Annotated in this window: 23 protein-coding genes; 16 read left to right on the top strand and 7 right to left on the bottom strand. The window is 62.0% G+C overall.

Annotation, left to right across the window (positions count from 1 at the left end; translation table 11 throughout):
• Window positions 1-122: 122 nt before the first annotated feature.
• Both eat and exaC read right to left on the bottom strand, forming a co-directional pair.
• Entirely contained in the window at window positions 123-1,493 is a 1,371-nt protein-coding gene (gene eat, locus AC27VU_RS16660) for an ethanolamine permease (protein ID WP_488724469.1), read from the bottom strand.
• Between the two features lie 302 nt (window positions 1,494-1,795).
• Entirely contained in the window at window positions 1,796-3,316 is a 1,521-nt protein-coding gene (gene exaC / locus AC27VU_RS16655) for an acetaldehyde dehydrogenase ExaC (protein ID WP_003228584.1), read from the bottom strand.
• Between the two features lie 442 nt (window positions 3,317-3,758).
• Here exaC and AC27VU_RS16650 point away from each other — a divergent pair, with 442 nt between their 5' ends.
• The 5 genes from AC27VU_RS16650 (at window position 3,759) to AC27VU_RS16630 (ending at window position 8,219) form a co-directional block, all read left to right on the top strand.
• Entirely contained in the window at window positions 3,759-5,666 is a 1,908-nt protein-coding gene (locus tag AC27VU_RS16650; protein ID WP_488724468.1) for a sigma-54-dependent Fis family transcriptional regulator, read from the top strand.
• Window positions 5,667-5,719: 53 nt separating this feature from the next.
• The gene (locus AC27VU_RS16645; protein ID WP_400507864.1) at window positions 5,720-5,791 is read left to right on the top strand and encodes a helix-turn-helix domain-containing protein; all 72 of its coding nucleotides are present in this window, start codon (window positions 5,720-5,722) and stop codon (window positions 5,789-5,791) included.
• Window positions 5,792-5,948: 157 nt separating this feature from the next.
• Complete coding sequence (gene mpl / locus AC27VU_RS16640; RefSeq protein ID WP_226501057.1) at window positions 5,949-7,298, top strand: UDP-N-acetylmuramate:L-alanyl-gamma-D-glutamyl-meso-diaminopimelate ligase; 1,350 nt, start codon at window positions 5,949-5,951, stop codon at window positions 7,296-7,298.
• The gene (gene ubiX, locus AC27VU_RS16635) at window positions 7,295-7,942 is read left to right on the top strand and encodes a flavin prenyltransferase UbiX (RefSeq protein WP_003228582.1); all 648 of its coding nucleotides are present in this window, start codon (window positions 7,295-7,297) and stop codon (window positions 7,940-7,942) included. The genes mpl and ubiX overlap by 4 nt, the downstream gene beginning before the upstream one ends.
• Window positions 7,935-8,219, top strand: a complete 285-nt coding sequence (locus AC27VU_RS16630; RefSeq protein WP_488724467.1) for a YceK/YidQ family lipoprotein — start codon at window positions 7,935-7,937, stop codon at window positions 8,217-8,219. The genes ubiX and AC27VU_RS16630 overlap by 8 nt, the downstream gene beginning before the upstream one ends.
• A 134-nt stretch (window positions 8,220-8,353) precedes the next feature.
• Here AC27VU_RS16630 and AC27VU_RS16625 read toward each other — a convergent pair whose 3' ends face one another.
• The 3 genes from AC27VU_RS16625 to AC27VU_RS16615 all read right to left on the bottom strand — a co-directional run bounded on the left by AC27VU_RS16625 (window position 8,354) and on the right by AC27VU_RS16615 (window position 11,308).
• Window positions 8,354-8,995 carry an oxidoreductase gene (locus tag AC27VU_RS16625; RefSeq protein ID WP_488724466.1) on the bottom strand — a complete coding sequence of 214 codons (642 nt, stop codon included), beginning with the start codon at window positions 8,993-8,995 and terminating at the stop codon, window positions 8,354-8,356.
• Window positions 8,996-9,022: 27 nt separating this feature from the next.
• A complete protein-coding gene (locus AC27VU_RS16620) occupies window positions 9,023-10,750 on the bottom strand; it encodes a C13 family peptidase (protein WP_003228577.1) in 1,728 nt (575 codons plus the stop codon).
• A gap of 102 nt (window positions 10,751-10,852) precedes the next feature.
• Window positions 10,853-11,308: a MaoC family dehydratase gene (locus AC27VU_RS16615; protein WP_003228575.1), complete on the bottom strand. Its 456-nt coding sequence runs from the start codon at window positions 11,306-11,308 to the stop codon at window positions 10,853-10,855.
• Between the two features lie 182 nt (window positions 11,309-11,490).
• Here AC27VU_RS16615 and AC27VU_RS16610 point away from each other — a divergent pair, with 182 nt between their 5' ends.
• Genes AC27VU_RS16610 through AC27VU_RS16600 form a run of 3 tightly spaced genes read left to right on the top strand, consistent with a single transcriptional unit; the run spans window position 11,491 to window position 13,170 of the window.
• Complete coding sequence (locus AC27VU_RS16610; RefSeq protein ID WP_103486260.1) at window positions 11,491-11,853, top strand: CidA/LrgA family protein; 363 nt, start codon at window positions 11,491-11,493, stop codon at window positions 11,851-11,853.
• The gene (locus AC27VU_RS16605; RefSeq protein WP_488724465.1) at window positions 11,853-12,569 is read left to right on the top strand and encodes an LrgB family protein; all 717 of its coding nucleotides are present in this window, start codon (window positions 11,853-11,855) and stop codon (window positions 12,567-12,569) included. Before AC27VU_RS16610 ends, AC27VU_RS16605 begins: the two co-directional genes overlap by 1 nt.
• A gap of 10 nt (window positions 12,570-12,579) precedes the next feature.
• Window positions 12,580-13,170 (top strand): LON peptidase substrate-binding domain-containing protein, encoded by a 591-nt coding sequence (locus AC27VU_RS16600; protein ID WP_003228568.1) that lies wholly within the window; start codon window positions 12,580-12,582, stop codon window positions 13,168-13,170.
• Window positions 13,171-13,173: 3 nt separating this feature from the next.
• Here the strand turns inward: AC27VU_RS16600 and AC27VU_RS16595 are convergent, their stop codons facing one another.
• Together AC27VU_RS16595 and AC27VU_RS16590 are read right to left on the bottom strand one after the other, a co-directional pair.
• Window positions 13,174-14,490 carry a bifunctional DedA family/phosphatase PAP2 family protein gene (locus tag AC27VU_RS16595; RefSeq protein WP_003228566.1) on the bottom strand — a complete coding sequence of 439 codons (1,317 nt, stop codon included), beginning with the start codon at window positions 14,488-14,490 and terminating at the stop codon, window positions 13,174-13,176.
• Window positions 14,491-14,681: 191 nt separating this feature from the next.
• Window positions 14,682-15,380 (bottom strand): DNA-3-methyladenine glycosylase, encoded by a 699-nt coding sequence (locus AC27VU_RS16590; protein WP_488724464.1) that lies wholly within the window; start codon window positions 15,378-15,380, stop codon window positions 14,682-14,684.
• A gap of 177 nt (window positions 15,381-15,557) precedes the next feature.
• Here AC27VU_RS16590 and AC27VU_RS16585 point away from each other — a divergent pair, with 177 nt between their 5' ends.
• The 8 genes from AC27VU_RS16585 (at window position 15,558) to AC27VU_RS16550 (ending at window position 23,643) form a co-directional block, all read left to right on the top strand.
• Entirely contained in the window at window positions 15,558-16,829 is a 1,272-nt protein-coding gene (locus tag AC27VU_RS16585) for a glutamate-5-semialdehyde dehydrogenase (RefSeq protein WP_488724463.1), read from the top strand.
• On the top strand, window positions 16,798-17,520 hold the full coding sequence (gene nadD, locus AC27VU_RS16580; RefSeq protein WP_103486254.1) for a nicotinate-nucleotide adenylyltransferase: 723 nt from the start codon (window positions 16,798-16,800) through the stop codon (window positions 17,518-17,520). The genes AC27VU_RS16585 and nadD overlap by 32 nt, the downstream gene beginning before the upstream one ends.
• A gap of 72 nt (window positions 17,521-17,592) precedes the next feature.
• The gene (gene rsfS, locus AC27VU_RS16575; RefSeq protein ID WP_003228555.1) at window positions 17,593-18,087 is read left to right on the top strand and encodes a ribosome silencing factor; all 495 of its coding nucleotides are present in this window, start codon (window positions 17,593-17,595) and stop codon (window positions 18,085-18,087) included.
• 9 nt (window positions 18,088-18,096) lie between these two features.
• Entirely contained in the window at window positions 18,097-18,564 is a 468-nt protein-coding gene (gene rlmH, locus AC27VU_RS16570) for a 23S rRNA (pseudouridine(1915)-N(3))-methyltransferase RlmH (RefSeq protein WP_003185785.1), read from the top strand.
• Between the two features lie 10 nt (window positions 18,565-18,574).
• The gene (gene mrdA / locus AC27VU_RS16565; RefSeq protein WP_003228554.1) at window positions 18,575-20,470 is read left to right on the top strand and encodes a penicillin-binding protein 2; all 1,896 of its coding nucleotides are present in this window, start codon (window positions 18,575-18,577) and stop codon (window positions 20,468-20,470) included.
• Window positions 20,471-20,501: 31 nt separating this feature from the next.
• Entirely contained in the window at window positions 20,502-21,605 is a 1,104-nt protein-coding gene (gene rodA / locus AC27VU_RS16560; protein WP_049827977.1) for a rod shape-determining protein RodA, read from the top strand.
• Between the two features lie 17 nt (window positions 21,606-21,622).
• A complete protein-coding gene (gene mltB / locus AC27VU_RS16555; protein WP_103486252.1) occupies window positions 21,623-22,633 on the top strand; it encodes a lytic murein transglycosylase B in 1,011 nt (336 codons plus the stop codon).
• Window positions 22,633-23,643 (top strand): septal ring lytic transglycosylase RlpA family protein, encoded by a 1,011-nt coding sequence (locus AC27VU_RS16550; RefSeq protein WP_103486251.1) that lies wholly within the window; start codon window positions 22,633-22,635, stop codon window positions 23,641-23,643. The genes mltB and AC27VU_RS16550 overlap by 1 nt, the downstream gene beginning before the upstream one ends.
• Window positions 23,644-23,657: the final 14 nt, after the last annotated feature.

The following is a 23,657-nucleotide window of genomic DNA, read 5'->3' as shown; positions in this document are numbered from 1 at the left end:
TTCTTAAACCCCCTTTTTTGTTGCCTGACCCACCGCCTTCGCGAGCAAGCCCGCTTCCACAGAGGGATCTTCATGCACTTTTATATAGCGGGCATCGGGCGATGAGCCCGGTGCCGGTGCAACTAGATACCTTCGAGCATAGCGTCTGCCGGGGCTTCGGCGCGTTGCCTGGCGGTCAGCTGGAAGTACAGATAGCCAGCGGCCATGAATCCAAGGAACACACAACCGATCAGCGTGTTGAACCACGCCATCGCCACCAGGCACACCACCGCCAGGAACAGCGCAATCGCCGGCACCACCGGATAGCCCGGGGCGCGGAAGGTGCGTTCCAGGTTCGGTTCGGTTTTGCGCAGTTTGAACAGGCTGAGCATGCTGATGATGTACATCACGATCGCGCCGAATACCGACATGGTGATCATCGCTGCGGTCAGGGTCATGCCTTGCAGATTGACCAGACCGTCGCTGTAGATCGCCGCGATGCCGATCACCCCACCGGCCAGAATCGCCCGATGCGGGGTCTGGAAGCGCGATAGCTTGGCCAGGCTTTTCGGCAGATAACCGGCGCGGGCGAGGGCGAAGAACTGTCGCGAGTAACCGAGGATGATCCCGTGGAAACTCGCCACCAGGCCGAACAGGCCGATCCACACCAGCATGTGCATCCACGATGAGTTGTTGCCGACCACCGCTTTCATCGCCTGCGGCAGCGGATCGTTGATGTTCGACAGCTGGCGCCAGTCGCCGACGCCGCCGGCCATCACCATCACGCCGATGGCGAGAAACACCAGGGTCAGGATGCCGCTGACGTACGCCTTGGGAATCGTGCGTTTCGGGTCCTTGGCTTCTTCGGCGGCCATGGCGGCGCCTTCGATGGCGAGGAAGAACCAGATGGCAAACGGGATCGCGGCAAAAATTCCGGGGATCGAGCCCAGGGTGAACTCGTTGGCACCCGACCAGCCGTTGAGCACGAAGTTGCTGAAGCTGAAGCCCGGCGCGACCACGCCCATGAACACCAGTAGTTCGGCGACCGCCAGCACGGTGACCACCAGTTCGAAGGTGGCGGCGATGCTGACGCCGAGGATGTTCAGGGTCATGAACACGAAATACGCGCCGACTGCGGCGATTTTCGGATCGAGCCCCGGATATTGCACGTTGAGGTAGGCGCCGATGGCCATGGCGATGGCCGGTGGGGCAAAGACGAATTCGATCAGCGTGGCGATCCCGGCGATCAATCCGCCTTTTTCGCCGAACGCACGGCGGCTGTAGGCAAACGGCCCGCCCGCGTGGGGAATCGCGGTGGTCAGTTCGGTGAAGCTGAAGATGAAGCAGGTGTACATGGTCGCGACCATCAGCGCCGTGACCAGAAATCCGAGGGTGCCGGCCGTGCCCCAGCCGTAACTCCAGCCGAAGTATTCGCCGGAAATCACCAGGCCGACGGCAATGCCCCACAGATGCAGGGTGCCGAGTGTGGGTTTGAGCTGTGTGGTGGAAGTCATAAGTCCTCTCTGTTTTTTATTGTTCGATCTGTTGGACTTTCGGGTGCAGTGGTTGGGTGGATGGATGCTGTTCACGCAGCGGCAGTTTTCGCGCAAATCCTGAATGACGGGTACGCAAGGGCCGTGCCAGAGCGGCCAGGCCTATTGTTGTGTCATTGAGGGCGCCTTCGCGAGCAAGCCCGCTCCCACAGGTTTATGTGGTGAACCCAATATTGAGATCGAATACAGATCCCTGTGGGAGCGGGCTTGCTCGCGAAGACGATTGAACAGGCAACACAGAATCATCTGTGTTGCCCAGGGTTTTAGAAGAAGCCCAACGGATTGATGTCGTAGCTCACCAGCAGGTTTTTGGTCTGCTGATAGTGATCAAGCATCATCTTGTGGGTTTCACGGCCGACGCCGGACTTCTTGTACCCGCCGAACGCGGCGTGCGCCGGGTACAGGTGGTAGCAGTTGGTCCACACACGACCGGCCTTGATCGCACGGCCCATGCGGTAGGCGCGGTTGATGTCGCGGGTCCACAGGCCGGCACCGAGGCCGAACTCGGTGTCGTTGGCGATCGCCAGGGCTTCGGCTTCGTCCTTGAAGGTGGTGATGCTCACCACCGGGCCGAAGATTTCTTCCTGGAACACACGCATTTTGTTGGTGCCCTTGAGCAGGGTCGGCTGGATGTAATACCCGGTCGCCAGATTGCCCTCGAGTTTTTCCACCTTGCCGCCGGTCAGCAGTTCGGCGCCTTCGCCCTTGGCGATTTCCAGGTACGAAAGAATCTTGTCGAATTGCTGCTCGGACGCCTGCGCGCCAACCATGGTGTCGGTGTCCAGTGGGTCGCCACGTTTGATCTGCAGGACTTTCTTCATCACCACGGCCATGAACTCGTCGTAGATCGATTCCTGTACCAGCGCGCGGGACGGGCAGGTGCAGACTTCGCCCTGGTTGAAGAACGCCAACACCAGGCCTTCTGCGGCTTTCTCGATGAAAGTCGGCTCGGCCTGCATGATGTCTTCGAAGAAGATGTTCGGCGATTTGCCGCCCAGTTCCACGGTGGACGGAATGATGTTCTCGGCCGCGCATTTCATGATGTGCGAGCCGACCGGGGTCGAGCCGGTGAAGGCGATCTTGGCGATACGTTTACTGGTGGCCAGCGCTTCGCCGGCTTCTTTGCCGAAGCCTTGCACCACGTTGAGCACACCCGGTGGCAGCAGATCACCGATCAGCTCCATCAGCACGCAGATGCCCAGCGGAGTCTGCTCGGCAGGCTTGAGCACCACGCAGTTACCGGCGGCCAGTGCGGGAGCGAGTTTCCACGCGGCCATCAGCAGCGGGAAGTTCCACGGAATGATCTGGCCGACCACGCCCAGCGGCTCATGAATGTGATAGGCCACGGTGTTGCCGTCGATTTCGGCGGCGCTGCCTTCCTGCGCGCGCAGGCAACCGGCGAAGTAGCGGAAATGGTCGGCCGCCAGCGGGATGTCGGCGTTGAGGGTTTCGCGGATGGCTTTGCCGTTGTCCCAGGTTTCGGTGATCGCCAGCAGTTCGAGGTTCTGTTCGATGCGGTCGGCGATTTTCAGCAGGATCAGCGAGCGCGCCTGCACGGAGGTCGCGCCCCACGCATCGGCAGCGGCGTGGGCGGCGTCCAGTGCCTTGTCGATGTCTTCGGCAGTGGAGCGAGGGAATTCGGCAATCGGTTGGCCATTCACTGGCGAGGTGTTGGTGAAGTACTGACCTTTGACAGGCGCGACGAACTCGCCGCCGATGTAGTTACCGTACTTGCTCTTGAACGAGACTTTGGCGCCTTCAGTACCGGGGTGAGCGTAACGCATGATTTGTTCTCCTTGGCTTTGTACTTATTAGAGAAACGCGCAAGTGCGCTTGCTATAAGCGTAGAGCAAAGGTCGGGCCACTGCCGTGCAGGGCAGGCAAATCAAGGCCTTGCGTGGTTTGTGTCGGACGGGCGGACGGCGCCTGTGATGGTTTCGGTACAGATCGGGTGACAGTTTGTACCGCTTTTGGCACAGCCTGTGACCGAGCAGTCTCGCCAGCATTGCAATGCGCCGATGGCTGGAGGATGCTGACTGCCAATCGCCCAGCGGTTGATTTTTGTGGCGAGGGAGCTTGCTCCCGCTGGGCTGCGCAGCAGTCCTGAAATGTTTACCGCTCATATGCTTTGGCGAGCGCTTCGCACTCGAGCGGGAGCAAGCTCCCTCGCCACAGGTCAGTGTTGGTAGTCTGAAAGGGTCGACCTTTCGGGGAGAATAATAAGAAATGCACGACAACCATTTGAGTCGCCACGCCCAACAGGTACTCACCGTCACACAGGGCAAGCCGCACCTGCACGGGCCCGGTGCCGACCCTTCGATTGCCCGTTCGTGGCTGCGCTGTCTTGAGGACTATCACCTCGATCCGGCCCTGACCATGGCGCCCACCGTGCTTGAGCACGGACGCGTGCTCGAAAGTCGCGAACGCCTGCAACAGGTGCTGCAGATCGCCGGCAATGAAATGAGCAGCCTGCATCAGCAGCTGTCCGGCGCCGGTCATGCGGTGCTGTTGACCGATGCGCGCGGGGTGATCCTCAACTGCGTCACCGCACCCGCCGAGCGCAAGATTTTCGAACGGGCCGGGCTCTGGCTCGGCGCCGACTGGAGCGAGGCCTGCGAAGGCACCAACGGCATTGGCACCTGCCTGGTCGAACGCCAGGCGCTGACCATCCATCAGGACGAACACTTTCGCGGCCGCCACACCGGCCTGACCTGCTCGGCGAGCCCGGTGTTCGACCCGCACGGCGAACTGCTGGCGGTGCTCGACGTGTCCTCGGCGCGCCATGACGTCTCGCGGCAGAGCCAGTTCCACACCATGGCACTGGTCAATCTGTCGGCGAAGATGATCGAGAGCTGCTATTTCCTGCGTTGCTTCGATAATCAGTGGCTGCTGCGGTTCCATCTGCAGGCCGAATCGGTCGGCCTGTTCAGCGAAGGGCTGCTGGCGTTTGACGGGGAAGGGCGGATCAGCGCGGTCAACCAGAGTGCGTTGAATCTGCTGGGGCATATTCGCGGTGGTTTGCTCGGCAAACCGGTGGAAGCGTTTTTCGATTGTTCGCTGGATGAGCTGCTCGGTCGTGCCAGCGCCAATGCCAGCGCCAGTTGGCCACTGCGCACCCGCGACGGGCGGCATCTGTTTGCCTTGTTGCGCGGCGAATCACGCAAGCCGCTGCCGATCACCCCGGCCCCGGTGGTGGCCAAGGCTCAGCCACTGGCGAACATTTGCCTCGGCGACGCTGCACTGCAAGCGGATTTCCGCAAGGCGCTGCGGGTATTCGAACGCGACGTGCCGCTGCTGATCAATGGCGAAACCGGCTCGGGCAAGGAAGCCTTTGCCAAGGCTGTGCATCACGCCAGCCAGCGCGCCAACAAAGCCTTCGTCGCCCTCAACTGCGCGGCGATCCCCGAAAGCCTGATCGAGAGCGAACTGTTCGGTTATCGCGGCGGAAGTTTCACTGGTGCGCGCAAGGACGGCATGCGCGGCAAGCTGCAGCAGGCCGATGGCGGCACTTTGTTTTTGGATGAAATCGGTGACATGCCGTTGGCGCTGCAAACCCGTTTGTTGCGGGTGCTGGAAGACCGGCAGGTGGTGCCGATCGGCGGCGAGCCGGAAGCGGTCAACGTGCGGATCATCAGCGCCACTCACCGTAATCTGCTGGAGCGCGTGGCGGACGGCAGTTTCCGCGAAGATCTGTATTACCGGCTCAATGGCCTGGAGGTCGCGTTGCCGGCGTTGCGTGAGCGCAGCGACAAGTCGCAGTTGCTGGATTTCCTGCTGGCCGAGGAGGCGGATGGCGAAGTGATTGTGATCGACGAACCGGCGCGTCAGGCGTTACTGACCTTCAACTGGCCGGGCAACGTGCGGCAGTTGCGCAATGTCCTGCGCACATTGGCGGCGTTGTGCGATGAGGGGCGGATCGGGCTGGAGGATTTGCCGGCGATGATTCGGCAGGCGCGGCCGACGCTGGAGCTGAAGTCGGTTGAGTCCGAGCATCCGCTGGAAGACGCTGAACGTGTGGCGCTACTCAACGCGCTGGAACAGACACATTGGCATATGACCCAGACCGCGCAGCAGCTTGGGGTCAGCCGCAACACCCTCTATAGAAAGCTGCGTAAGCACGCGATCTCCCGTTAAACCGCGTCGCGCCATTCGCGAGCAAGCCCGCTCCCACAGGATTAGCGCCATCCTTGTGGGAGCAGCTTGGGGTCAGCCGCAACACCCTCTATAGAAAGCTGCGTAAGCACGCGATCTCCCGTTAAACCGCGTCGCGCCGTTCGCGAGCAAGCCCGCTCCCAAAGGATTAGCGCCATCCTTGTGGGAGCGGGCTTGCTCGCGAAGGCGTCGGCGCAGGCGAAACACAAGGTGCGATTTCCCCCTCCCTGCGCTAACCTGCGGCCATGTTTTACGAGGTCGACTATGCACATTCATATTCTGGGTATCTGCGGGACTTTCATGGGCTCGATGGCGGTTCTGGCCAAAGAGCTGGGCCATCACGTGACCGGCTCCGACGCCAACGTCTATCCGCCGATGAGCACGCAGCTTGAGGCCCAGGGCATTCAGCTGACCCAAGGCTACGATCCGGCCCAGCTCGATCCGGCGCCGGATCTGGTGGTGATCGGCAACGCCATGTCCCGCGGCAACCCGGCGGTGGAATATGTGCTGAACAAAGGTCTGCCCTACGTCTCCGGCCCGCAATGGCTGGCCGATCACGTGCTGCAAGGGCGCTGGGTGCTGGCGGTTGCCGGTACTCATGGCAAGACCACCACCAGCAGCATGCTCGCCTGGGTGCTGGAACACGCCGGCATGAGCCCGGGGTTCCTGATCGGCGGCGTGCCGCAGAACTTCTCGGTGTCGGCGCGGTTGGGCGGTACGCCGTTCTTCGTGATCGAGGCCGATGAGTACGACAGCGCGTTCTTCGACAAGCGTTCGAAGTTCGTCCACTACCGTCCGCGCACGGCGATCCTCAACAACCTTGAGTTCGATCACGCCGACATCTTCCCCGATCTGCCGGCGATCGAGCGGCAGTTCCACCACTTGGTCCGCACTATCCCGAGCGAAGGTCTGGTGATCCACCCGACCACCGAGCCTGCCCTGCAGCGTGTGATCGAAATGGGCTGCTGGACCCCGGTGCAAACCACCGGCGTCGGCGGTCAGTGGCAGGTCAGGTTGCTCAAGGACGATGGTTCGGCGTTCGAAGTGATGTTCGAGGGCGTGTCCCAGGGCACTGTCGAATGGGAGCTGACCGGTCAGCACAACGTCGCCAACGCCTTGGCTGCGCTGGCAGCGGCGCGGCATGTCGGTGTGGTGCCGTCGATGGGCATCGCCGGGTTGAGCGCATTCAAGAACGTCAAGCGCCGGATGGAGAAAGTCGCCGAAGTGCGCGGCATCACCATCTACGACGACTTCGCCCACCACCCGACCGCCATTGCCACCACCCTCGATGGCTTGCGCAAGCGCATCGGCGACGCCCCGTTGATCGCGATCATCGAGCCGCGCTCCAACTCGATGAAGCTCGGCGCGCACCGTGACGGTCTGCCGGACAGCGTGGTCGATGCCGATCAGGTGATCTGGTACGCACCGGCCAATCTCGGTTGGGATCTGGCGGCCACCGCTGCGCTGTGCAGCGTGCCGTCGATTGTCAGCGATTCGCTCGAAGGCATCATCGAACGCGTGAAGAGTCAGGCCCAGCCTGGCACTCACGTGGTGATCATGAGCAACGGCGGCTTCGGCGGCCTGCACGGCAAGCTCGCCGAGGCGCTGCAATGAACACTTTTTCCCAGAACGGCGGTCCGGAACGCATTACGCTGGCGATGACCGGCGCGTCCGGCGCGCAGTACGGATTGCGCCTGCTCGATTGTCTGGTGCGTGAAGATCGCGAAGTGCACTTCCTGATTTCCAAGGCTGCGCAACTGGTGATGGCCACCGAAACCGATGTCACGCTGCCGCCCAAGCCGCAGATGATGCAGGCGTTCCTCACCGAATACACCGGGGCGGCCGCCGGGCAGATCCGTGTGTACGGCAAGGAAGACTGGATGTCGCCGGTAGCCTCGGGCTCCGGCGCGCCGGCGGCGATGGTCGTGGTGCCGTGTTCCACGGGTACCTTGTCGGCGATTGCCACGGGCGCGTGCAACAACCTGATCGAGCGCGCGGCGGACGTCACCTTGAAGGAACGTCGCCAGTTGATTCTGGTGCCACGCGAGGCGCCGTATTCGAGCATTCATCTGGAACACATGCTCAAGCTGTCGAACATGGGCGTGACCATCCTGCCGGCCTCGCCGGGCTTCTATCACCAGCCGCAGACCATTGATGACCTGATCGATTTCGTCGTCGCGCGGATTCTCAATCTGTTGGGCATTCCGCAGGACATGCTGCCGCGCTGGGGCGAACATCATCTGAGCAGCGATGAATAAGCTGCTGGCAATGATGCTGGCCCTGCAACTGGCCGGCTGCGCCACCGCGCGCACGCTGGATGCGGCCAAACCGGGGGCGCCGGTGGTGTATTCCGGGACGCGCCTGGATTTGTATGCGATGAATGGCGGGTGCTGCGCGATGGATCGCTTCGGGGCTGAGGCGCCGAGCTATCCGGGCGTGGATCTGCCGGCGAGTGCGTTGCTCGATACGCTGCTGTTGCCGTTGTCTTTGCTGACCGTGCTTGGCGTGGGATTTCAGGCGACTGGCGGGTTGTAGGGGAGTGCTGCGCACTCCATTCGCGGGCAAGCCACGCTCCCACAGGGATTGAGTCGTGCGCTAAATCTGTGTTCGCTGAAGACTACTGTGGGAGCGGGCTTGCCCGCGAAGAGGCCAGCCCAGACACCACAAAACTATTTGCCGAGCTTGCGCAACTCATCCGACTCAACCACCCGCACCCCATCCTGTTCTTCCAGCGCCAGACGCCACATCGCCCGGGCCAGTTGGCAGGCTTCGATGCCGCGGTACTTGCCGGGAATCAGCTTGGAAAACGGCGCGGCCAGCTGTTCGCCCAGACGCGGCTCGGTGCGATCTCCCAGCAACAGGGATGGCCGGCAGATGGTCAGTTGCGGCCAGTCCTGCGCGCGCAATGCCTGCTCCATCTCGCCTTTGACCCGGTTGTAGAAAATCGACGATTTCGGATCGGCGCCCAGCGCACTGATCACGATCAAGTGCCGCGCGCCCATCTCCCGTGCGCGTTTGGCGAAGGCCACGACCATGTCCAGATCCACCGCGCGGAACGCGGCTTCGGAACCAGCCTGTTTGATCGTGGTGCCGAGGCAGCAATAGGCGATATCGACGCGTCCGCTCAGTTGCGGCAGAAAGGTCTGGGGGTCGCCCACCGGGTTTTCCAGGTGCGGATGTTCCGCCAGCGGCCGGCGGGACGGCGCGAGCACGCGGGTGATCGTCGGCTCGTTGAGCAAACGGTCGAGCAGATGCTCACCGGTCAGTCCGGTGGCTCCGGCAAGCAAAACGTGCTGAGGCGTCAAGTACATAGTGTTTCTCCCTTGATACTGTTCAGCTTAGTTGCTGTTTGTTGCTCCGTCGTTCAATGCAGCACTCTGCAACGCTTTTCTCGCTTGCTGTTTACGCAGCAGTTGCCAGTGCGCCAGTACGGTTTTCGGTGCCCAGATCTGCGGCTCCGAGGCTTCGAAGTTGTCCGCCAGTTCGCGCTCGGCGACGGTGGCCTTGGCCAGTTTGAACGCTTGCTCCAGATCATCGGTCTGGTTCAGTGCCTGAGCGAACAAGGCGTCGCCGAAGTAGGTGAAGTTGGCTTCTTCCGAGCAACCGAACGACACGCGGTCGGCGCGCGAGGCGGTCATGATCAGGGTGCGCTCATCTTTCAGCGCGGGGATGAAACCGCCGGAATAGCACGAGGAAATCACGATCACCTTGTCGCGATTTTTCAGCGGGGCCAGCACCGTGGCAAGTTCGTCGGCGGGCAGGTCGGCCAGTTCCATGCGCGGCTGGTCGAGCACCAGTTCGTGTTCGGCGGTGCCGTGGCTGGTCAGGTAGATGAACACCAGATCTTCCGGGCCGCTGCGCTCGGCCAGGGTCTGCGCGGCGCGGCGCAGGTTTTCGCGGGTGGCCATCGGTCGGTCGGTGAGATGGTCGCGATGGTTCACCAGGCGGATTTGTCCATAGGCACCAAACCGCGTGGAGAGCATGTTGGCGACATAATCTGACTCGCGCAGGAACACGCTTTGCTTGCCGTCGCCACCGAGGGTCAGGGTGTACAACTCCACCGCAGGCGTTGAGGCGGGCACGGCGGCCAGCGCCTCGTCCAGCAGACGACCCTGGGCCAGCAGGCCGAGTTCGAGGGTGTCCGGCAACAGCTTGCCGTCGGCGTCACGTACGCGCTGGCCGTTGATCCAGGTGCCGCTGAGGACGGTGCCGTCGGTCAGCACCAGAGTGCCGCGCCCGGCGTAGCTGTCGCTGTCGAATTCGCCGATGTAGAAACTGCCGTCGGCCAGGTTCAAACGGCCCTGTCCGCTGAAGCGCCAGTCGTTGAAGTAGCCGACGTAATGGCTGCCGTCGGCACCGATCAGTTCACCCTTGCCGGTCAGTGCGCCTTCCTTGAATTGGCCGAGCCATACGTCGCCGTCGGCGTTTTCATAGCGGCCCTTGCCGTGCAGCTGGCTGTTCTTGAAGCCGCCGACATAGATGTCGCCATCGGCACTGTTGAAGGTGCCATTGCCTTCGAGCTGGCCGTTGACGAAGTGGCCGCTGAATGTATTGCCGCTAGAGTCGCCGCGCTGGCCTTCGCCGTTAGGTTTGCCGTGGGCGAACTGGCCCTGATAGGAACTGCCGTCGTCCATTTCCAGGCGGCCGAGACCGGAATACTGGTCAGCCTTGAACTCGCCTCGGTAAGTCATGGCGTTTTCTTTCAGCGTGCCTTCGCCATCGCGGCGGCCCTGCTTGAAACCGCCGGTGTAACTGCTGGCGTTGGTGGTCAGGCTGCCCTGACCGTCGAACAGTCCCTGCTGGAACTGGCCGCGATAGACCTCGCCGTTGCTGCCGTGCCACTCGCCCTGACCATGCCACTGACCCTTGTCGAACTGGCCGGCGTACCAGCTGCCGTTGGGGTAGTCGACGCGACCCTGACCTTGCAGCAAACCGTTGACCAGTTCGCCGCGATAGCGTCCGCCGTCCGGCAGCCGTGCGTCCGGGGGCAACAGCGATTCGCCGTCGCCGCAAGCGGTGAGCATCAGGGTCAGGGCAATGGGTGCAAGAGAAGCGAGTGGGCGCATAGCGGGATCCGGGCAATTAGGCGACCGAGTATGCCGCAGCTATGTGTCGCATATATAGAGAGGGAACGCGAAACAGCGTGAGCCGCTTCGCATCCGGGGCACTTAGACGAAGCAGAGCGACAGCGGTTCGGCGATGTAGGCCGGTTTGTCCGAGCCTTCTATCTCCAGTGTCGCGGTGGCCTTGAGCAGCCATTGACCAGGTTTTTTCTCGGTCACTTCGGCCAGATCGACTTTCAGGCGAACTTTCGAATTGACCTTCACCGGCTGGATGAAACGTACGCTGTCCAGGCCGTAATTGACCACCATCTTCAGGCCTTGCGGCAGCACGAGGATGTCTTCCATCAGTTTCGGGATCAGCGACAGCGACAGGAAACCGTGAGCAATGGTGCTGCCGAAAGGCGTTTGCGCGGCTTTGACCGGATCGACATGGATGAACTGATAATCCCCGGTGGCTTCGGCGAACAGGTTGATGCGCTCCTGATCGATGGTGAGCCATTCGGAACGTCCGAGTTCCTTGCCGACATAATCTTTGAGCTCTGCAACTGGAACATAGGGCATTGAGACTCTCCTTGGGTTCATCGGTTTTATAGTTTTTCAGGTGGGGGATTTGACCGCCCTGCGAACCACTGTAGATCAACATGGCGATTTGCTCCGGTCAACCGACCATGCTTTTGGCGAATGCCGATGCATAGCGCCGGCGTGCTTATAATGCGGGGGGGCTTTTTCACAGGGGATGTCGGATGTTGTTACGTGGCCTGACCATGCTGGTGCTGTTCCAATTGCTCGGCACCGCGCTCAACCACTTGCTGCTGCCGGTGCTGCCGGGGCCGATCATCGGCCTGCTGCTGTTGCTGGTGTTCCTGATCATTCGCGGCGAAGTCGCTGAACCGCTGAACCTTGCCGCCGGCAGCCTGCTGCGCTATCTGCCGTTGCTGCTGGTGCCACCGGCGGTGGGCGTGATGGTGTATGCCTCGGCGATTGCCGCCGACTTCTGGGCGATTGTCGGTGCGCTGGTGCTGTCGCTGATTCTCTCGATGGCGTTCGCCGGGGTGCTGATGCAACGGCTGGTCAAGCGCCATGCGCCGCACTCGGAGGAGTCGTGATGCTCTTCGATTGGCAAGGGGCCTGGGCTTCGGTCATCCATCATCCGCTATTCGGCATTGGCATCACCCTCGGTGCCTATCAACTGGTGCTGGCGGCGTTCGAGAAAACCCGCTGGATCTTTCTGCAACCGGTGCTGGTCTCCATGCTGTTGGTGATCGGCGTGCTGGTCGGCTGTGGCCTGACTTACGCCGAGTACCGCAAAAGCACCGAGATCCTCAGCATTCTGCTGGGCCCCGCCACGGTGGCACTGGCGGTGCCGCTGTATCTGAACCTCAAACGCATCCACCAATTGTTCTGGCCGATTTTTACTACGCTGGTGATAGGCGGGGTGGTTGCCACCGGCATGGGGGTTTTGCTGGGATGGTGGTTCGGTGCCGATCATATGATCCTGATGACCATGGCGCCGAAGTCGGTGACCTCACCGATTGCGATGCTGGTGGCCGAGCAGATCGGTGGCGTCGCGGCGCTGGCGGCGGTGTTCGTGCTGATCACCGGGGTGATCGGGGCGATCTTCGGCCCGGCCATGCTGACCCGGCTCGGTGTCCACAGCCCCGAGGCGCGTGGCATGGCGCTGGGCATGACCGCGCATGCGGTCGGCACCTCGGTGGCGTTGCAGGAAAGCGATGAGTGCGGCGCCTTCGCGGCGCTGGCGATGAGTCTGATGGGCGTGGCCACGGCGGTGTTCCTGCCGTTGGCGGTGTCGATGGTGGTCTAAGGAAATGTCTATGAGTCTGCCGCTTTTTCCGCTCAACACAGTGCTGTTTCCCGGCTGCAACCTCGACTTGCAGATCTTCGAGGCGCGCTACCTGGACATGATCGGCCGCTGTATGAAACAGGGCGGCGGTTTCGGCGTGGTGTGCATCCTTGACGGCCACGAAGTTGGCGTTGCGCCAGAAGGCTTTGCCCTGGTCGGCTGCGAGGCGCGGATCACCGATTTCCAGCAACAGGACAATGGTCTGCTGGGGATTCGCGTGCAGGGTGGGCGGCGTTTTCAGGTGCTGCACACTGAAGTGCAGCGTGATCAGTTGATACTCGCTGACGTCGAGTGGCTGGACGATGAGCCGGAGCAACCGCTGCAGGACGAAGACGCCGATCTGGTGGCGCTGCTCAAGGCCTTGGCCGAACACCCGATGGTCGAGGCTTTGAACATGGGCACTGAGGCGTTGGGCCAGCAGTCACTGGCCAATCAACTGGCGTATCTGCTGCCGTTCGCCGAAGAGGACAAGATCGACCTGCTGCAACTCGACGATCCGCAGCAGCGGCTGGATGCGATCCAGGCGCTGCTTGATGAACTGCAGGGCGAGTTGTTCGCCTGAGCGTCAGTAGGCGTAGCGCAGCATCGTATGCGGCAAATGCCGCAGAACAAAGAAGCCGAACAGTGCGACCAGTGCCGGCAGCACCAGCCACCAGACTTTCTGCGGCATGGGTTCGAGCGGCGTGTTGCGCTGGCTCAGCCACAAGGCCGCAGCGCAGACGCACGCTGCCAGCATCGCCCCGGCCAGAATATCGGTCGGCCAGTGCGCGCCCAGATACACCCGTGACAGCGCAATCGCCATGGCCGGAATACAGCCGAGCAGCAGCCACGTCAGGCGCATGCGCGGCGGTTGTCCGCGTCCGGCCAGCACGGCGAGGGTCAGGAACAACGCAAACGACCCTGACGCATGGCCGCTGGGCATACTGAAACTGGTCAGCGGTTCGGTCAGAACTTCCGGTCGAACACGAGCGAAGAATTGCTTGGTCGCGGTGTTTGCCAGCGCCGTGAACAGCAGTGTGCCGCCGACGAAAATAGCCTGTCGCCATTGCTTGCACAGCAACAGCAGGCCGGTCAGCAATGCACTGAACACGAACATGTTGCGGAACTCACCGATCAGTGTGAAGGTGACCGCAATCTCATCCAGCACGGGTTGACGGTGCTCCTGCACCAGCGTCATCACACCCTGATCGAGCGCACTCAGATACGGATAGCCGACGAACAGGCCGAGCAGAATCAACAGACTCATGCTGCTGATCCACAGCGTGGCGCGGCGATGCTGACGCAGGCTGCTGTTGACGCTCAGGCCGACCATCACCGCGATACTGCCGGCGACGATCCCGGCTTGCAGCCAGAAACCTTCCGGTAATGGCAGGCGGATTGCCGCGCCGGTGGCCCAACCCGGCAGCAGGTAGGCGACGCTCCAGCCGGCAGCGGCCAGCAGACTGACGGCGGCGAAGCGTGGGAAGGGCATGTCGCACATGCCGGCGACCATCGGCAGCATTGGCCGCAGCGGGCCAATGAAACGGCCGACCAGCAGGCTGGCAATGCCGTAACGCTGGAAGTAGGTTTCGGCCCCGGCCATCCATTCCGGGTGATGGCGCAGGCCGGGCAAACGGCGGATGTTCTGGTGGAAATGCCGGCCCAGGTAATACGACACCGCATCGCCCAGAATCCCGCCGAGAAAGCCCAGCAGCAAGGTTTCACTCAGCGACAGTGCGCCGCTGCCGGCCAGTACGGCCACGGCAAACAACAACACAGTGCCGGGCACGATAATTCCGGCAATCGCCAGACACTCCACGAATGCGACGATAAACACCGCAGCGGCCAGCCACTGCGGATTGGCGGCGAGCCACCCGGTCACGCTATCGAGCCATGGGCCCATACAAGCAACTCCATCAAATCTTCAATTGGCCCCAAAGGGTGCAGGCTACTTTCAACAGCACTCAGTTCCCCTGTGGGAGCGGGCTTGCTCGCGAATGCGCTGTGTCATTCAACTTATCCGCTCCTGACACGGCCCCTTCGCGAGCAAGCCCGCTCCCACAGGGGGATTTCATCTATTTCAAATCCGTCACTTCAGGACAGCAAAAAATAATCGCGACCTTCGACCTGGCCCCGGCGCAGCGGGTTCCGTGTACACCATTGGGCGTACGTGGCGTCGACGAAGCGGTACATCAGGTGTTCGTCGCGGCCATGGGGGATGCCCAGACGGGTGGTCTGGATAATCTGGGACGGCGCCGGCCCGGTGTCTTCCACCAGTATCCGTTCATGATCGAAACGCTTGGCGTCCCACATTGGTACTTTCAGGCCCAGCGCTTTGCACAGCAGCGTCTGTCCGGCGCAAAGTTTTTGCGAAGGGCGCGGCCGACCCTGAGTGTCAGGGTTGTTCAGCAGCATCTGCGCCAGACTCGCCTGCCCGCTGATTTCATCGACCCACGGGTAGGCGGACTTGATCAACACCGCGTTGCCTGGCCCTTGGGCGCTGAAGTTCAGCGAATCGCCGCCCCGGGCGTAGTACATATAGATGTGCCCACCGTCCAGAAACAAAGCCTTACGCTTTTCCGTGTAGCCGAGCGATGCATGACTGCCTTTTTCCGCGCAGTAATAGGCTTCGGTTTCGATGATCCGGGCACTGAGCCACAGATCGCCGACTCGGTGGCGGATGACTTTGCCGAGCAGATCGCGGGCCAGCACTTGCGCGTCACGGTCGAAAAAAGCGTCCGGAAGGCCCAGTGGCAGGCGCTCGGCGGTGGCGCGAACGGTCAGGTTGGACATGGCAAACGAGGTTTATCCAGGCGGAAGAGGTCGTGATGATAGCAATCCGAGGCTTAATTACGGCTGAACGTCGGCAAATTGCAGTCCATTTCGACCATCCGCCTGTCACCGCTGTTAGTCCCGGGACGCGACAGCTATAATCTGCCGCTTTCCTCTTTGCCAAGACCCCAGCAGACCATGACTGAGTCCGTTCTTGACTACATGACCCGATTGGGTCGCGCCGCCCGCGAAGCTTCCCGGGTCATCGGCCGTGCCAGCACCGCGCAGAAAAACCGCGCCCTGCAGGCAGCTGCCAATGCGCTGGACGCCGCGCGCGCCGAGCTGGCCACAGCCAATGAGCGGGATCTGGCCGCCGGTCGCGCCAATGGTCTGGAGCCGGCCTTGCTGGAACGTCTGGAACTGACCCCGGCACGCATCGACGGGATGATCGTCGGCCTGCGCCAGGTCGCGGCACTGCCGGACCCGGTCGGGGCGATCCGCGACATGAGCTTTCGTCCGTCCGGCATTCAGGTTGGCAAGATGCGCGTGCCGCTGGGCGTGATCGGGATCATCTACGAATCCCGACCCAATGTGACCATCGATGCCGCCAGCCTGTGCCTGAAGTCCGGTAACGCGACCATCCTGCGCGGTGGCTCCGAAGCGATTCATTCCAACCGGGCGATTGCCGCCTGCATCCAGCGCGGTCTGGCCGAGGCCGAGTTGCCGGCAGCCGTGGTGCAGGTGGTCGAAACCACGGATCGCGCCGCCGTCGGCGCGATGATCACCATGCCCGAATACGTCGACGTGATCGTGCCACGCGGTGGCCGGGGCCTGATCGAGCGCATCAGTCGCGATGCGCGCGTGCCGGTGATCAAGCATCTGGACGGCATCTGCCACGTGTATGTCAGCGAGTACGCGGATCTGGCGAAAGCCCAGCGCATCGCCTTCAATGCCAAGACTTACCGTTATGGCATCTGTGGCGCGATGGAGACCTTGCTCGTCGATCAAAGTGTTGCGAAGGATTTCCTGCCGTCGATGGCAGCCCAGTTCCGCGAAAAAGGCGTCGAGCTGCGTGGCTGCGAACGCACCCGGGCGCTCATCGACGCGGTGCCGGCCAGCGAAGACGACTGGAGCACCGAGTATCTGGCGCCGATCCTGTCGATCCGCGTGGTCGACGGACTGGACCAGGCCATCGAACACATCAACCATTACGGCTCGCATCACACCGACTCGATCGTCAGCGAAAACCTTGCGGACACCCGGCGTTTCGTCGCGGAAGTCGACTCGGCGTCGGTGATGATCAACACCCCGACCTGCTTCGCCGATGGATTCGAATACGGATTGGGTGCCGAGATCGGCATTTCTACTGATAAGCTGCACGCCCGTGGCCCGGTGGGCCTCGAAGGACTGACCTGCGAGAAGTACATCGTGGTCGGTGATGGCCAGTTGCGCGGCCAGGCGACGGTCTGACTTGACCGACCTCGACCTGACAGCGCCGCTGCCTGACAGCGAACTCCGACCCCGGCGCATCGGCGTACTGGGCGGCACGTTCGATCCGGTGCACATCGGCCATTTGCGCGGTGCGCTGGAAGTCGCCGAAGCGCTGGCGCTCGACGAGCTGCGCATGATGCCCAGCGCCCGGCCGCCGCATCGCGATACGCCGCAGGTGTCGGCGCAGGATCGGCTGGCAATGGTTGAATGCGCGGTGGCCGGAGTGCCGCCGCTGGTGGTGGACGCCCGCGAATTGCAGCGGGACAAGCCGTCCTGGACCATCGATACCCTGGAGTTGATGCGTGCCGAAATGGCCGCCGAGACCCAGGTTTTTCTGCTTTTGGGCTGGGACGCATTTTGCGGCCTGCCCACTTGGCACCGCTGGGAAGAGTTGCTCCAGCATTGCCACATCCTGGTGCTACAGCGCCCGGACGCCGACAGCGAACCGCCGGATGCCTTGCGCAACCTGCTGGCAGCGCGTTCGGTGAGCGACCCGCTGGCCCTGAAAGGGCCGAGCGGACAGATTGCATTCGTCTGGCAGACACCGCTCGCGGTTTCCGCCACCCAGATCCGTCAACTGCTGGCCAGCGGTAAGTCGGTACGTTTCCTGGTGCCCGACGCGGTCCTGGCCTACATCGATGCGCACGGTCTGTACCGTGCGTCGAACTGAACAAGGCGTGCTTCACTGATACGAATCCACGTATCGCCAAGCCGCCGAATACATGAGCAAAACGAGTTTTATATGACTGACAAAGATGTAAGCAAAGTTAAGCGTAAAGGCACGTTCAAGAGCGCGCCGCTGCCGGAAGTGGCCAACACCAACGAGCCGCTGAAAGGCGACGAACTGGTCAAGGTTGCCGTGGCCGCCCTGGAAGACGTCAAGGCACAAGACATCCAGATCATCGATGTTCGCGACAAGCAGAGCATCACCGACTACATGATCATCGCTACCGGTACGTCCAATCGCCAGATCAACGCGATGCTGGACAAGGTCCGTGAAGAAGTGAAAAAGCAGGGCGCCAAGCCGCTGGGCGAAGAAGGCAAGGGCGACAGCGACTGGGTGCTGCTCGACCTCGACCTGGTGATCGTGCACATGATGACTGCCTCGGCGCGTCAGTTCTACGACCTGGAACGCCTGTGGGCCGGTGCCGAGCAAAGCCGTGCGGCAGACGCCAGACACCACAGCCCGGAAAACACCCACGAGCATTTCACCAAGCTCAACAAAGACCAGCTGTAAGGGATTGCTGTGCGACTGCGACTGATCGCCGTCGGTTCACGCATGCCCAAGTGGGTGGAAGAAGGCTGGCATGAATATGCCAAGCGTCTTCCGTCCGAGCTGGCGCTGGAACTGGTGGAAATTCCGCTCAATACCCGTGGCAAGAACGCCGACGTGGCCCGTTTCATCCGTCAGGAAGGCGAAGCCATGCTGGCCAAGGTCGGGCCGAACGAGCGGATCGTCACGCTGGAAGTCCACGGCAAGCCCTGGAGTACCGAGCAGCTGGCGGTCGAACTCGACCGTTGGCGGCTGGATTCGCGCACGGTCAATTTCATGGTCGGCGGCCCCGAAGGGCTGGCGCCGGAAGTCTGCGCCCGCGCCGATCAGCGCTGGTCGTTGTCGCCGTTGACCTTGCCGCACCCGCTGGTGCGGATCCTGATCGGCGAACAGTTGTACCGTGCCTGGACCGTGCTGTCCGGTCACCCTTACCACAAGTAGTCCTGCCCTCATGTCTCAGCCGATCCGCATCAAGGACCACGAAAAGGACGCCCGCCTGGTGCGTAGCCGCGTCGTGTTCGGGGCCATTGCGGTCATGCTGTTGATCTGCGTATTGATTGCGCGGCTGTACTACTTGCAGGTGATCCAGTACGAGTACCACTCGACGCTCTCGGAAAACAATCGCGTCCACGTGCAGCCGATTCCGCCGACCCGCGGCTTGATCTTCGACCGCAACGGCGTGGTGGTGGCGGACAACCGCCCGAGCTTCAGCCTGAGCATGACCCGCGAGCGTTCCGGCGACTGGCAGCAAGTGCTTGACGTGATCGTCGAAGTGCTGCAGCTGACGCCCGAGGACCGGGTGATCTTCGAGAAGCGCATGCGTCAGGGGCGCCGGCCGTTCGAGCCGGTGCCGATCCTGTTCGAGCTGACCGAAGAGCAGATCGCCAGGATCGCGGTGAACCAGTTCCGCCTGCCTGGGGTGGAAGTGGTTGCGCAGTTGGTGCGCCACTACCCGCAGGGCGCGCACTTTGCGCACTCGGTGGGTTACATGGGGCGCATCAACGAGAAAGAGCTGAAGACCCTCGACCCCGTCAACTACAGCGGCACTCACCACATCGGCAAGACCGGCATCGAGCGTTTCTACGAGCCGGAATTGCACGGGCAGGTGGGTTACGAGGAAGTCGAGACCAATGCCCGAGGCCGCGTATTGCGCGTGCTCAAGCGTACCGATCCGATTCCCGGCAAGGACATCGTCCTGAGCCTGGACATCAAACTGCAGGAAGCGGCCGAGGCCGCGCTGGGCGGGCGCCGTGGCGCGGTGGTTGCGCTCGATCCGAACACCGGCGAAGTGCTGGCGATGGTCAGTCAGCCGAGTTTCGACCCGAACCTCTTCGTCACCGGCATCAGCTTCAAGGCCTATGCCGAGCTGCGCGATTCCATCGACCGGCCGCTGTTCAACCGGGTGCTGCGCGGTCTGTACCCGCCGGGTTCGACGATCAAGCCAGCGGTGGCGATTGCCGGTCTCGATGCCGGTGTGGTGACAGCGTCGAGCCGGGTGTTTGACCCCGGTTATTACATGCTGCCCAACTACGATCACAAGTACCGCAACTGGAACCGCACCGGTGACGGTTTCGTCGATCTCGACACGGCGATCATGCGTTCCAACGACACCTACTTCTACGACCTGGCGCACAAGCTGGGCATCGATCGGTTGTCGGCCTACCTGAACAAGTTCGGCATCGGCCAGAAGGTCTCGCTGGACATGTTCGAAGAATCCCCCGGCCTGATGCCGTCCCGCGAGTGGAAACGCGCGACGCGCAAACAGGCGTGGTTCCCGGGCGAAACCCTGATTCTGGGGATCGGCCAGGGCTACATGCAGTCCACCCCGTTGCAACTGGCGCAGGCTACGGCGCTGGTGGCCAACAAAGGCATCTGGAACCGGCCGCACCTGGCCAAGACCATCGAAGGCGCCAAACCGGTAGACGAAAACCCGATGCCGGATATTGTCCTGCGCGACCCGTCGGACTGGACCAAGGTCAACCACGGCATGCAGCAGGTTATGCACGGCGCCCGGGGTACGGCGCGCAAGGCGGCGATCGGTGCGCAATACCGCATCGCCGGCAAGTCCGGTACCGCTCAGGTGGTCGCGATCAAACAAGGTGAGAAATACGACCGCTCCAAGGTTCAGGAGCGCCACCGCGACCACGCCTTGTTCGTCGGTTTCGCCCCGGCCGACAACCCGAAAATCGTGGTCTCGGTGATGGTCGAGAACGGTGAGTCCGGCTCGGGTGTCGCCGCGCCAGTGGTGCGTCAGGTCATGGATGCCTGGCTTCTGGACCAGGATGGTCGGTTGAAGGCCGAATACGCCGGTCCTATCAGTGCGGAGGCTACGGCCCGTGATGAATAATTTTGATCGCATGCTCTCCAGCGAGGATGTGATGCGTCGCCGCGCGACGCTGCTGCAACGTCTGCATATCGATGGCCCGCTGTTGATCCTGCTGCTGATTCTCGCCGCAGGCAGTCTGTTCGTGCTGTATTCGGCCAGCGGCAAGAGCTGGGATCTGCTGGGCAAACAAGCCACTTCGTTCGGCATCGGCCTGGTGTCGATGATCGTCATCGCCCAGTTCGAACCGCGTTTCATGGCGCGCTGGGTGCCGCTCGGTTACGTGGTCGGCGTGGTGCTGCTGATGGTGGTGGACATCATGGGCCACAACGCCATGGGCGCGACGCGCTGGATCAACATCCCCGGGGTGATCCGCTTCCAGCCCTCGGAATTCATGAAGATTTTGATGCCGGCGACAATTGCCTGGTATCTGTCCAAGCGCACACTGCCGCCGCAGCTCAAGCATGTGGGCATCAGCCTGTTGCTGATCGGTGTGCCGTTCATTCTGATTGTGCGCCAGCCCGACCTTGGTACGTCGCTGCTGATTCTGGCCGGCGGCGCGTTCGTGCTGTTCATGGGCGGGCTGCGCTGGCGCTGGATCCTCAGCGTGCTGGCCGCCGCCGTACCGGTGGCGATCGCCATGTGGTTCTTCATCATGCACGACTACCAGAAGCAGCGGATCCTGACCTTCCTCGACCCGGAAAGCGATCCGCTCGGCACCGGCTGGAACATCATCCAGTCGAAAGCCGCGATCGGTTCCGGCGGTGTGTTCGGCAAGGGCTGGCTGCTGGGCACCCAGTCGCACCTGGACTTTTTGCCGGAAAGCCACACCGACTTCATCATCGCCGTCCTCGGCGAAGAGTTCGGTCTGGTGGGCATCTGCGCGCTGCTGCTGATCTATCTGCTGTTGATCGGTCGCGGGCTGGTGATTACCGCCCAGGCGCAGACGCTGTTCGGCAAACTGCTCGCCGGCGCGTTAACCATGACGTTTTTTGTTTATGTTTTCGTCAACATCGGTATGGTCAGTGGCCTGTTGCCGGTGGTGGGGGTGCCGTTGCCGTTCATTAGCTACGGAGGAACTTCGCTGGTGACACTGCTGTCAGCGTTTGGGGTTTTGATGTCGATTCATACGCATCGCAAGTGGATCGCACAGGTTTGAATAAGGTGAAGAGTTCAATGCAAGTCATGCGCAGCTGGGCGACTCGTTACGCGCCGTGGGTCGGCCTGGTCGGCATCCTTGGCAGCGCGCAGGAAGCGCTGGCCGGCGATTACGAAGGCTCACCGCAGGTGGCCGAATTCGTCGGTGAAATGACCCGCGACTACGGTTTTGCCGGTGAGCAACTGATGGCGGTGTTTCGCGAGGCCCAGCGCAAGCAGGCGATTCTTGACGCGATTTCCAAGCCCGCCGAGCGGGTCAAACAGTGGAAAGAATATCGCCCGATGTTCATCACCGACGCGCGCATCGCCCGTGGCGTGGACTTCTGGCGCCAGCACGAGGCCGTACTGGCCCGTGCCGAGCAGGAATACGGCGTGCCGGCACAAGTCATCGTGTCGATCATCGGCGTCGAGACCTTTTTCGGACGTAATACCGGCAATTACCGGGTGATTGATGCGTTGTCCACGCTCGGTTTCGACTATCCTCCCCGTGCCGAATTTTTCCGCAAGGAATTGCGTGAGTTCCTGCTGCTGGCCCGTGAAGAACAAGTTGATCCATTGACCCTCAAAGGCTCGTACGCCGGGGCGATGGGCCTGCCGCAATTCATGCCGAGCAGCTTTCGCGCCTATGCGGTGGATTTCGACGGTGACGGTCACATCAATATCTGGACCAATCCGGACGATGCGATCGGCAGCGTTGCCAGTTACTTCAAACGGCATGGCTGGGTCGCCGGGGAACCGGTGGTCAGCCGCGCCGATGTGCGCGGCGAGCAGGTCGATGAAGGCCTGACCACCGGCATCGAGCCGACGAAGACGGTTGGAGAGTTGCGGGCGCTGGGCTGGTCAAGTCATGATGCGCTGCGCGATGATATGCCGGTTACTGCATTTCGCCTCGAAGGCGATAACGGCCCTGAATACTGGATGGGCCTGAAGAATTTCTACGCGATCACGCGTTATAACCGCAGCGTGATGTACGCCATGGCCGTATATCAACTGTCTGAAGAGCTGGTAAAAGCACGGGGCGTCAAGTAATGCGGGCATTGCCTATCAATAAACCCCTGAAGCTGGTGGCTTTCGCTGCGTTGGCGGTACTGGTCGTCAGTTGTTCGACCAGCCGCGCGCCGACCCAGAAGACCTCTTCCACCGCCGTGCGTGCGCAGCCGGGGCTGGACATCAACCGCGCCCACAAAGACGGCGCGCCTTGGTGGGATGTCGACGTTTCGCGGATCCCGGATGCCACGCCGACCCTGCACACCGGCCCGTACAAGGCCAACCCGTACACCGTGCTGGGCAAGACCTATTTCCCGTTGCAGGAATCCAAGACCTACGTCGCCTCGGGCACGGCGTCCTGGTACGGCACCAAGTTTCACGGGCAGAACACCGCCAACGGCGAAGTGTATGACCTGTACGGCATGAGTGCCGCCCACAAGACTCTGCCACTGCCAAGTTACGTTCGGGTGACCAACCTGGACAACAACAAGAGCGTGATCCTGCGGGTCAACGATCGCGGGCCGTTCTATTCGGACCGGATCATCGACTTGTCCTACGCGGCCGCGAAGAAGCTCGGTTATGCCGAAATCGGCACCGCGCGGGTCAAGGTCGAAGGCATCGATCCGCAGCAATGGTGGGCCGCGAAGGGCCGTCCGGCGCCTCTGATGCTCAACGAGCCGCAAGTCGCGCAGAATAGCGCCCCGGTGATCACGGCCTCGGCCGGTACCATCGAACAGTGGACCCCGCCGCCGCAGCAACATGCCTCTGACACTGTACCTGTACAGATCAGCGCAAAAAAAAACGCTTCTGCACCAGCGTCTGGCCAGTATCTGCAGGTGGGCGCGTTCGCCAACCCGGACGCTGCAGAACTCCTGAGGTCGAAGCTCAGCGGGATGGTGAGCGCTCCGGTGTTCATCAGCTCGATCGTGCGCAATCAGCAGACCCTGCACCGGGTACGCCTGGGGCCGATCGGTTCGCCGGGTGAAATCGCCCAGGTGCAGAACAGCGTGCGCCTGGCCAACCTCGGTTCGCCGAGTGTGGTCACAGAGTAAGAAACGTAGCACTT

The sequence above is a fragment of the Pseudomonas sp. 14P5.3.2 genome (assembly GCF_057799175.1).
Note: the sequence above shows the minus strand (reverse complement) of the source record. Positions and strands in the feature narration are given on the sequence as shown.

Excerpts from the sequence above, each read along its gene's own strand:
- eat (WP_488724469.1), bottom strand. The coding sequence starts at position 1,493 with ATGACTTCCACCACACAGCTCAAACCCACACTCGGCACCCTGCATCTG.
- exaC (WP_003228584.1), bottom strand. The coding sequence starts at position 3,316 with ATGCGTTACGCTCACCCCGGTACTGAAGGCGCCAAAGTCTCGTTCAAG.
- AC27VU_RS16650 (WP_488724468.1), top strand. The coding sequence starts at position 3,759 with ATGCACGACAACCATTTGAGTCGCCACGCCCAACAGGTACTCACCGTC.
- mpl (WP_226501057.1), top strand. The coding sequence starts at position 5,949 with ATGCACATTCATATTCTGGGTATCTGCGGGACTTTCATGGGCTCGATG.
- ubiX (WP_003228582.1), top strand. The coding sequence starts at position 7,295 with ATGAACACTTTTTCCCAGAACGGCGGTCCGGAACGCATTACGCTGGCG.
- AC27VU_RS16630 (WP_488724467.1), top strand. The coding sequence starts at position 7,935 with ATGAATAAGCTGCTGGCAATGATGCTGGCCCTGCAACTGGCCGGCTGC.
- AC27VU_RS16625 (WP_488724466.1), bottom strand. The coding sequence starts at position 8,995 with ATGTACTTGACGCCTCAGCACGTTTTGCTTGCCGGAGCCACCGGACTG.
- AC27VU_RS16620 (WP_003228577.1), bottom strand. The coding sequence starts at position 10,750 with ATGCGCCCACTCGCTTCTCTTGCACCCATTGCCCTGACCCTGATGCTC.
- AC27VU_RS16615 (WP_003228575.1), bottom strand. The coding sequence starts at position 11,308 with ATGCCCTATGTTCCAGTTGCAGAGCTCAAAGATTATGTCGGCAAGGAA.
- AC27VU_RS16610 (WP_103486260.1), top strand. The coding sequence starts at position 11,491 with ATGTTGTTACGTGGCCTGACCATGCTGGTGCTGTTCCAATTGCTCGGC.
- AC27VU_RS16605 (WP_488724465.1), top strand. The coding sequence starts at position 11,853 with ATGCTCTTCGATTGGCAAGGGGCCTGGGCTTCGGTCATCCATCATCCG.
- AC27VU_RS16600 (WP_003228568.1), top strand. The coding sequence starts at position 12,580 with ATGAGTCTGCCGCTTTTTCCGCTCAACACAGTGCTGTTTCCCGGCTGC.
- AC27VU_RS16595 (WP_003228566.1), bottom strand. The coding sequence starts at position 14,490 with ATGGGCCCATGGCTCGATAGCGTGACCGGGTGGCTCGCCGCCAATCCG.
- AC27VU_RS16590 (WP_488724464.1), bottom strand. The coding sequence starts at position 15,380 with ATGTCCAACCTGACCGTTCGCGCCACCGCCGAGCGCCTGCCACTGGGC.
- AC27VU_RS16585 (WP_488724463.1), top strand. The coding sequence starts at position 15,558 with ATGACTGAGTCCGTTCTTGACTACATGACCCGATTGGGTCGCGCCGCC.
- nadD (WP_103486254.1), top strand. The coding sequence starts at position 16,798 with ATGGCCAGTTGCGCGGCCAGGCGACGGTCTGACTTGACCGACCTCGAC.
- rsfS (WP_003228555.1), top strand. The coding sequence starts at position 17,593 with ATGACTGACAAAGATGTAAGCAAAGTTAAGCGTAAAGGCACGTTCAAG.
- mrdA (WP_003228554.1), top strand. The coding sequence starts at position 18,575 with ATGTCTCAGCCGATCCGCATCAAGGACCACGAAAAGGACGCCCGCCTG.
- rodA (WP_049827977.1), top strand. The coding sequence starts at position 20,502 with ATGCGTCGCCGCGCGACGCTGCTGCAACGTCTGCATATCGATGGCCCG.
- mltB (WP_103486252.1), top strand. The coding sequence starts at position 21,623 with ATGCAAGTCATGCGCAGCTGGGCGACTCGTTACGCGCCGTGGGTCGGC.
- AC27VU_RS16550 (WP_103486251.1), top strand. The coding sequence starts at position 22,633 with ATGCGGGCATTGCCTATCAATAAACCCCTGAAGCTGGTGGCTTTCGCT.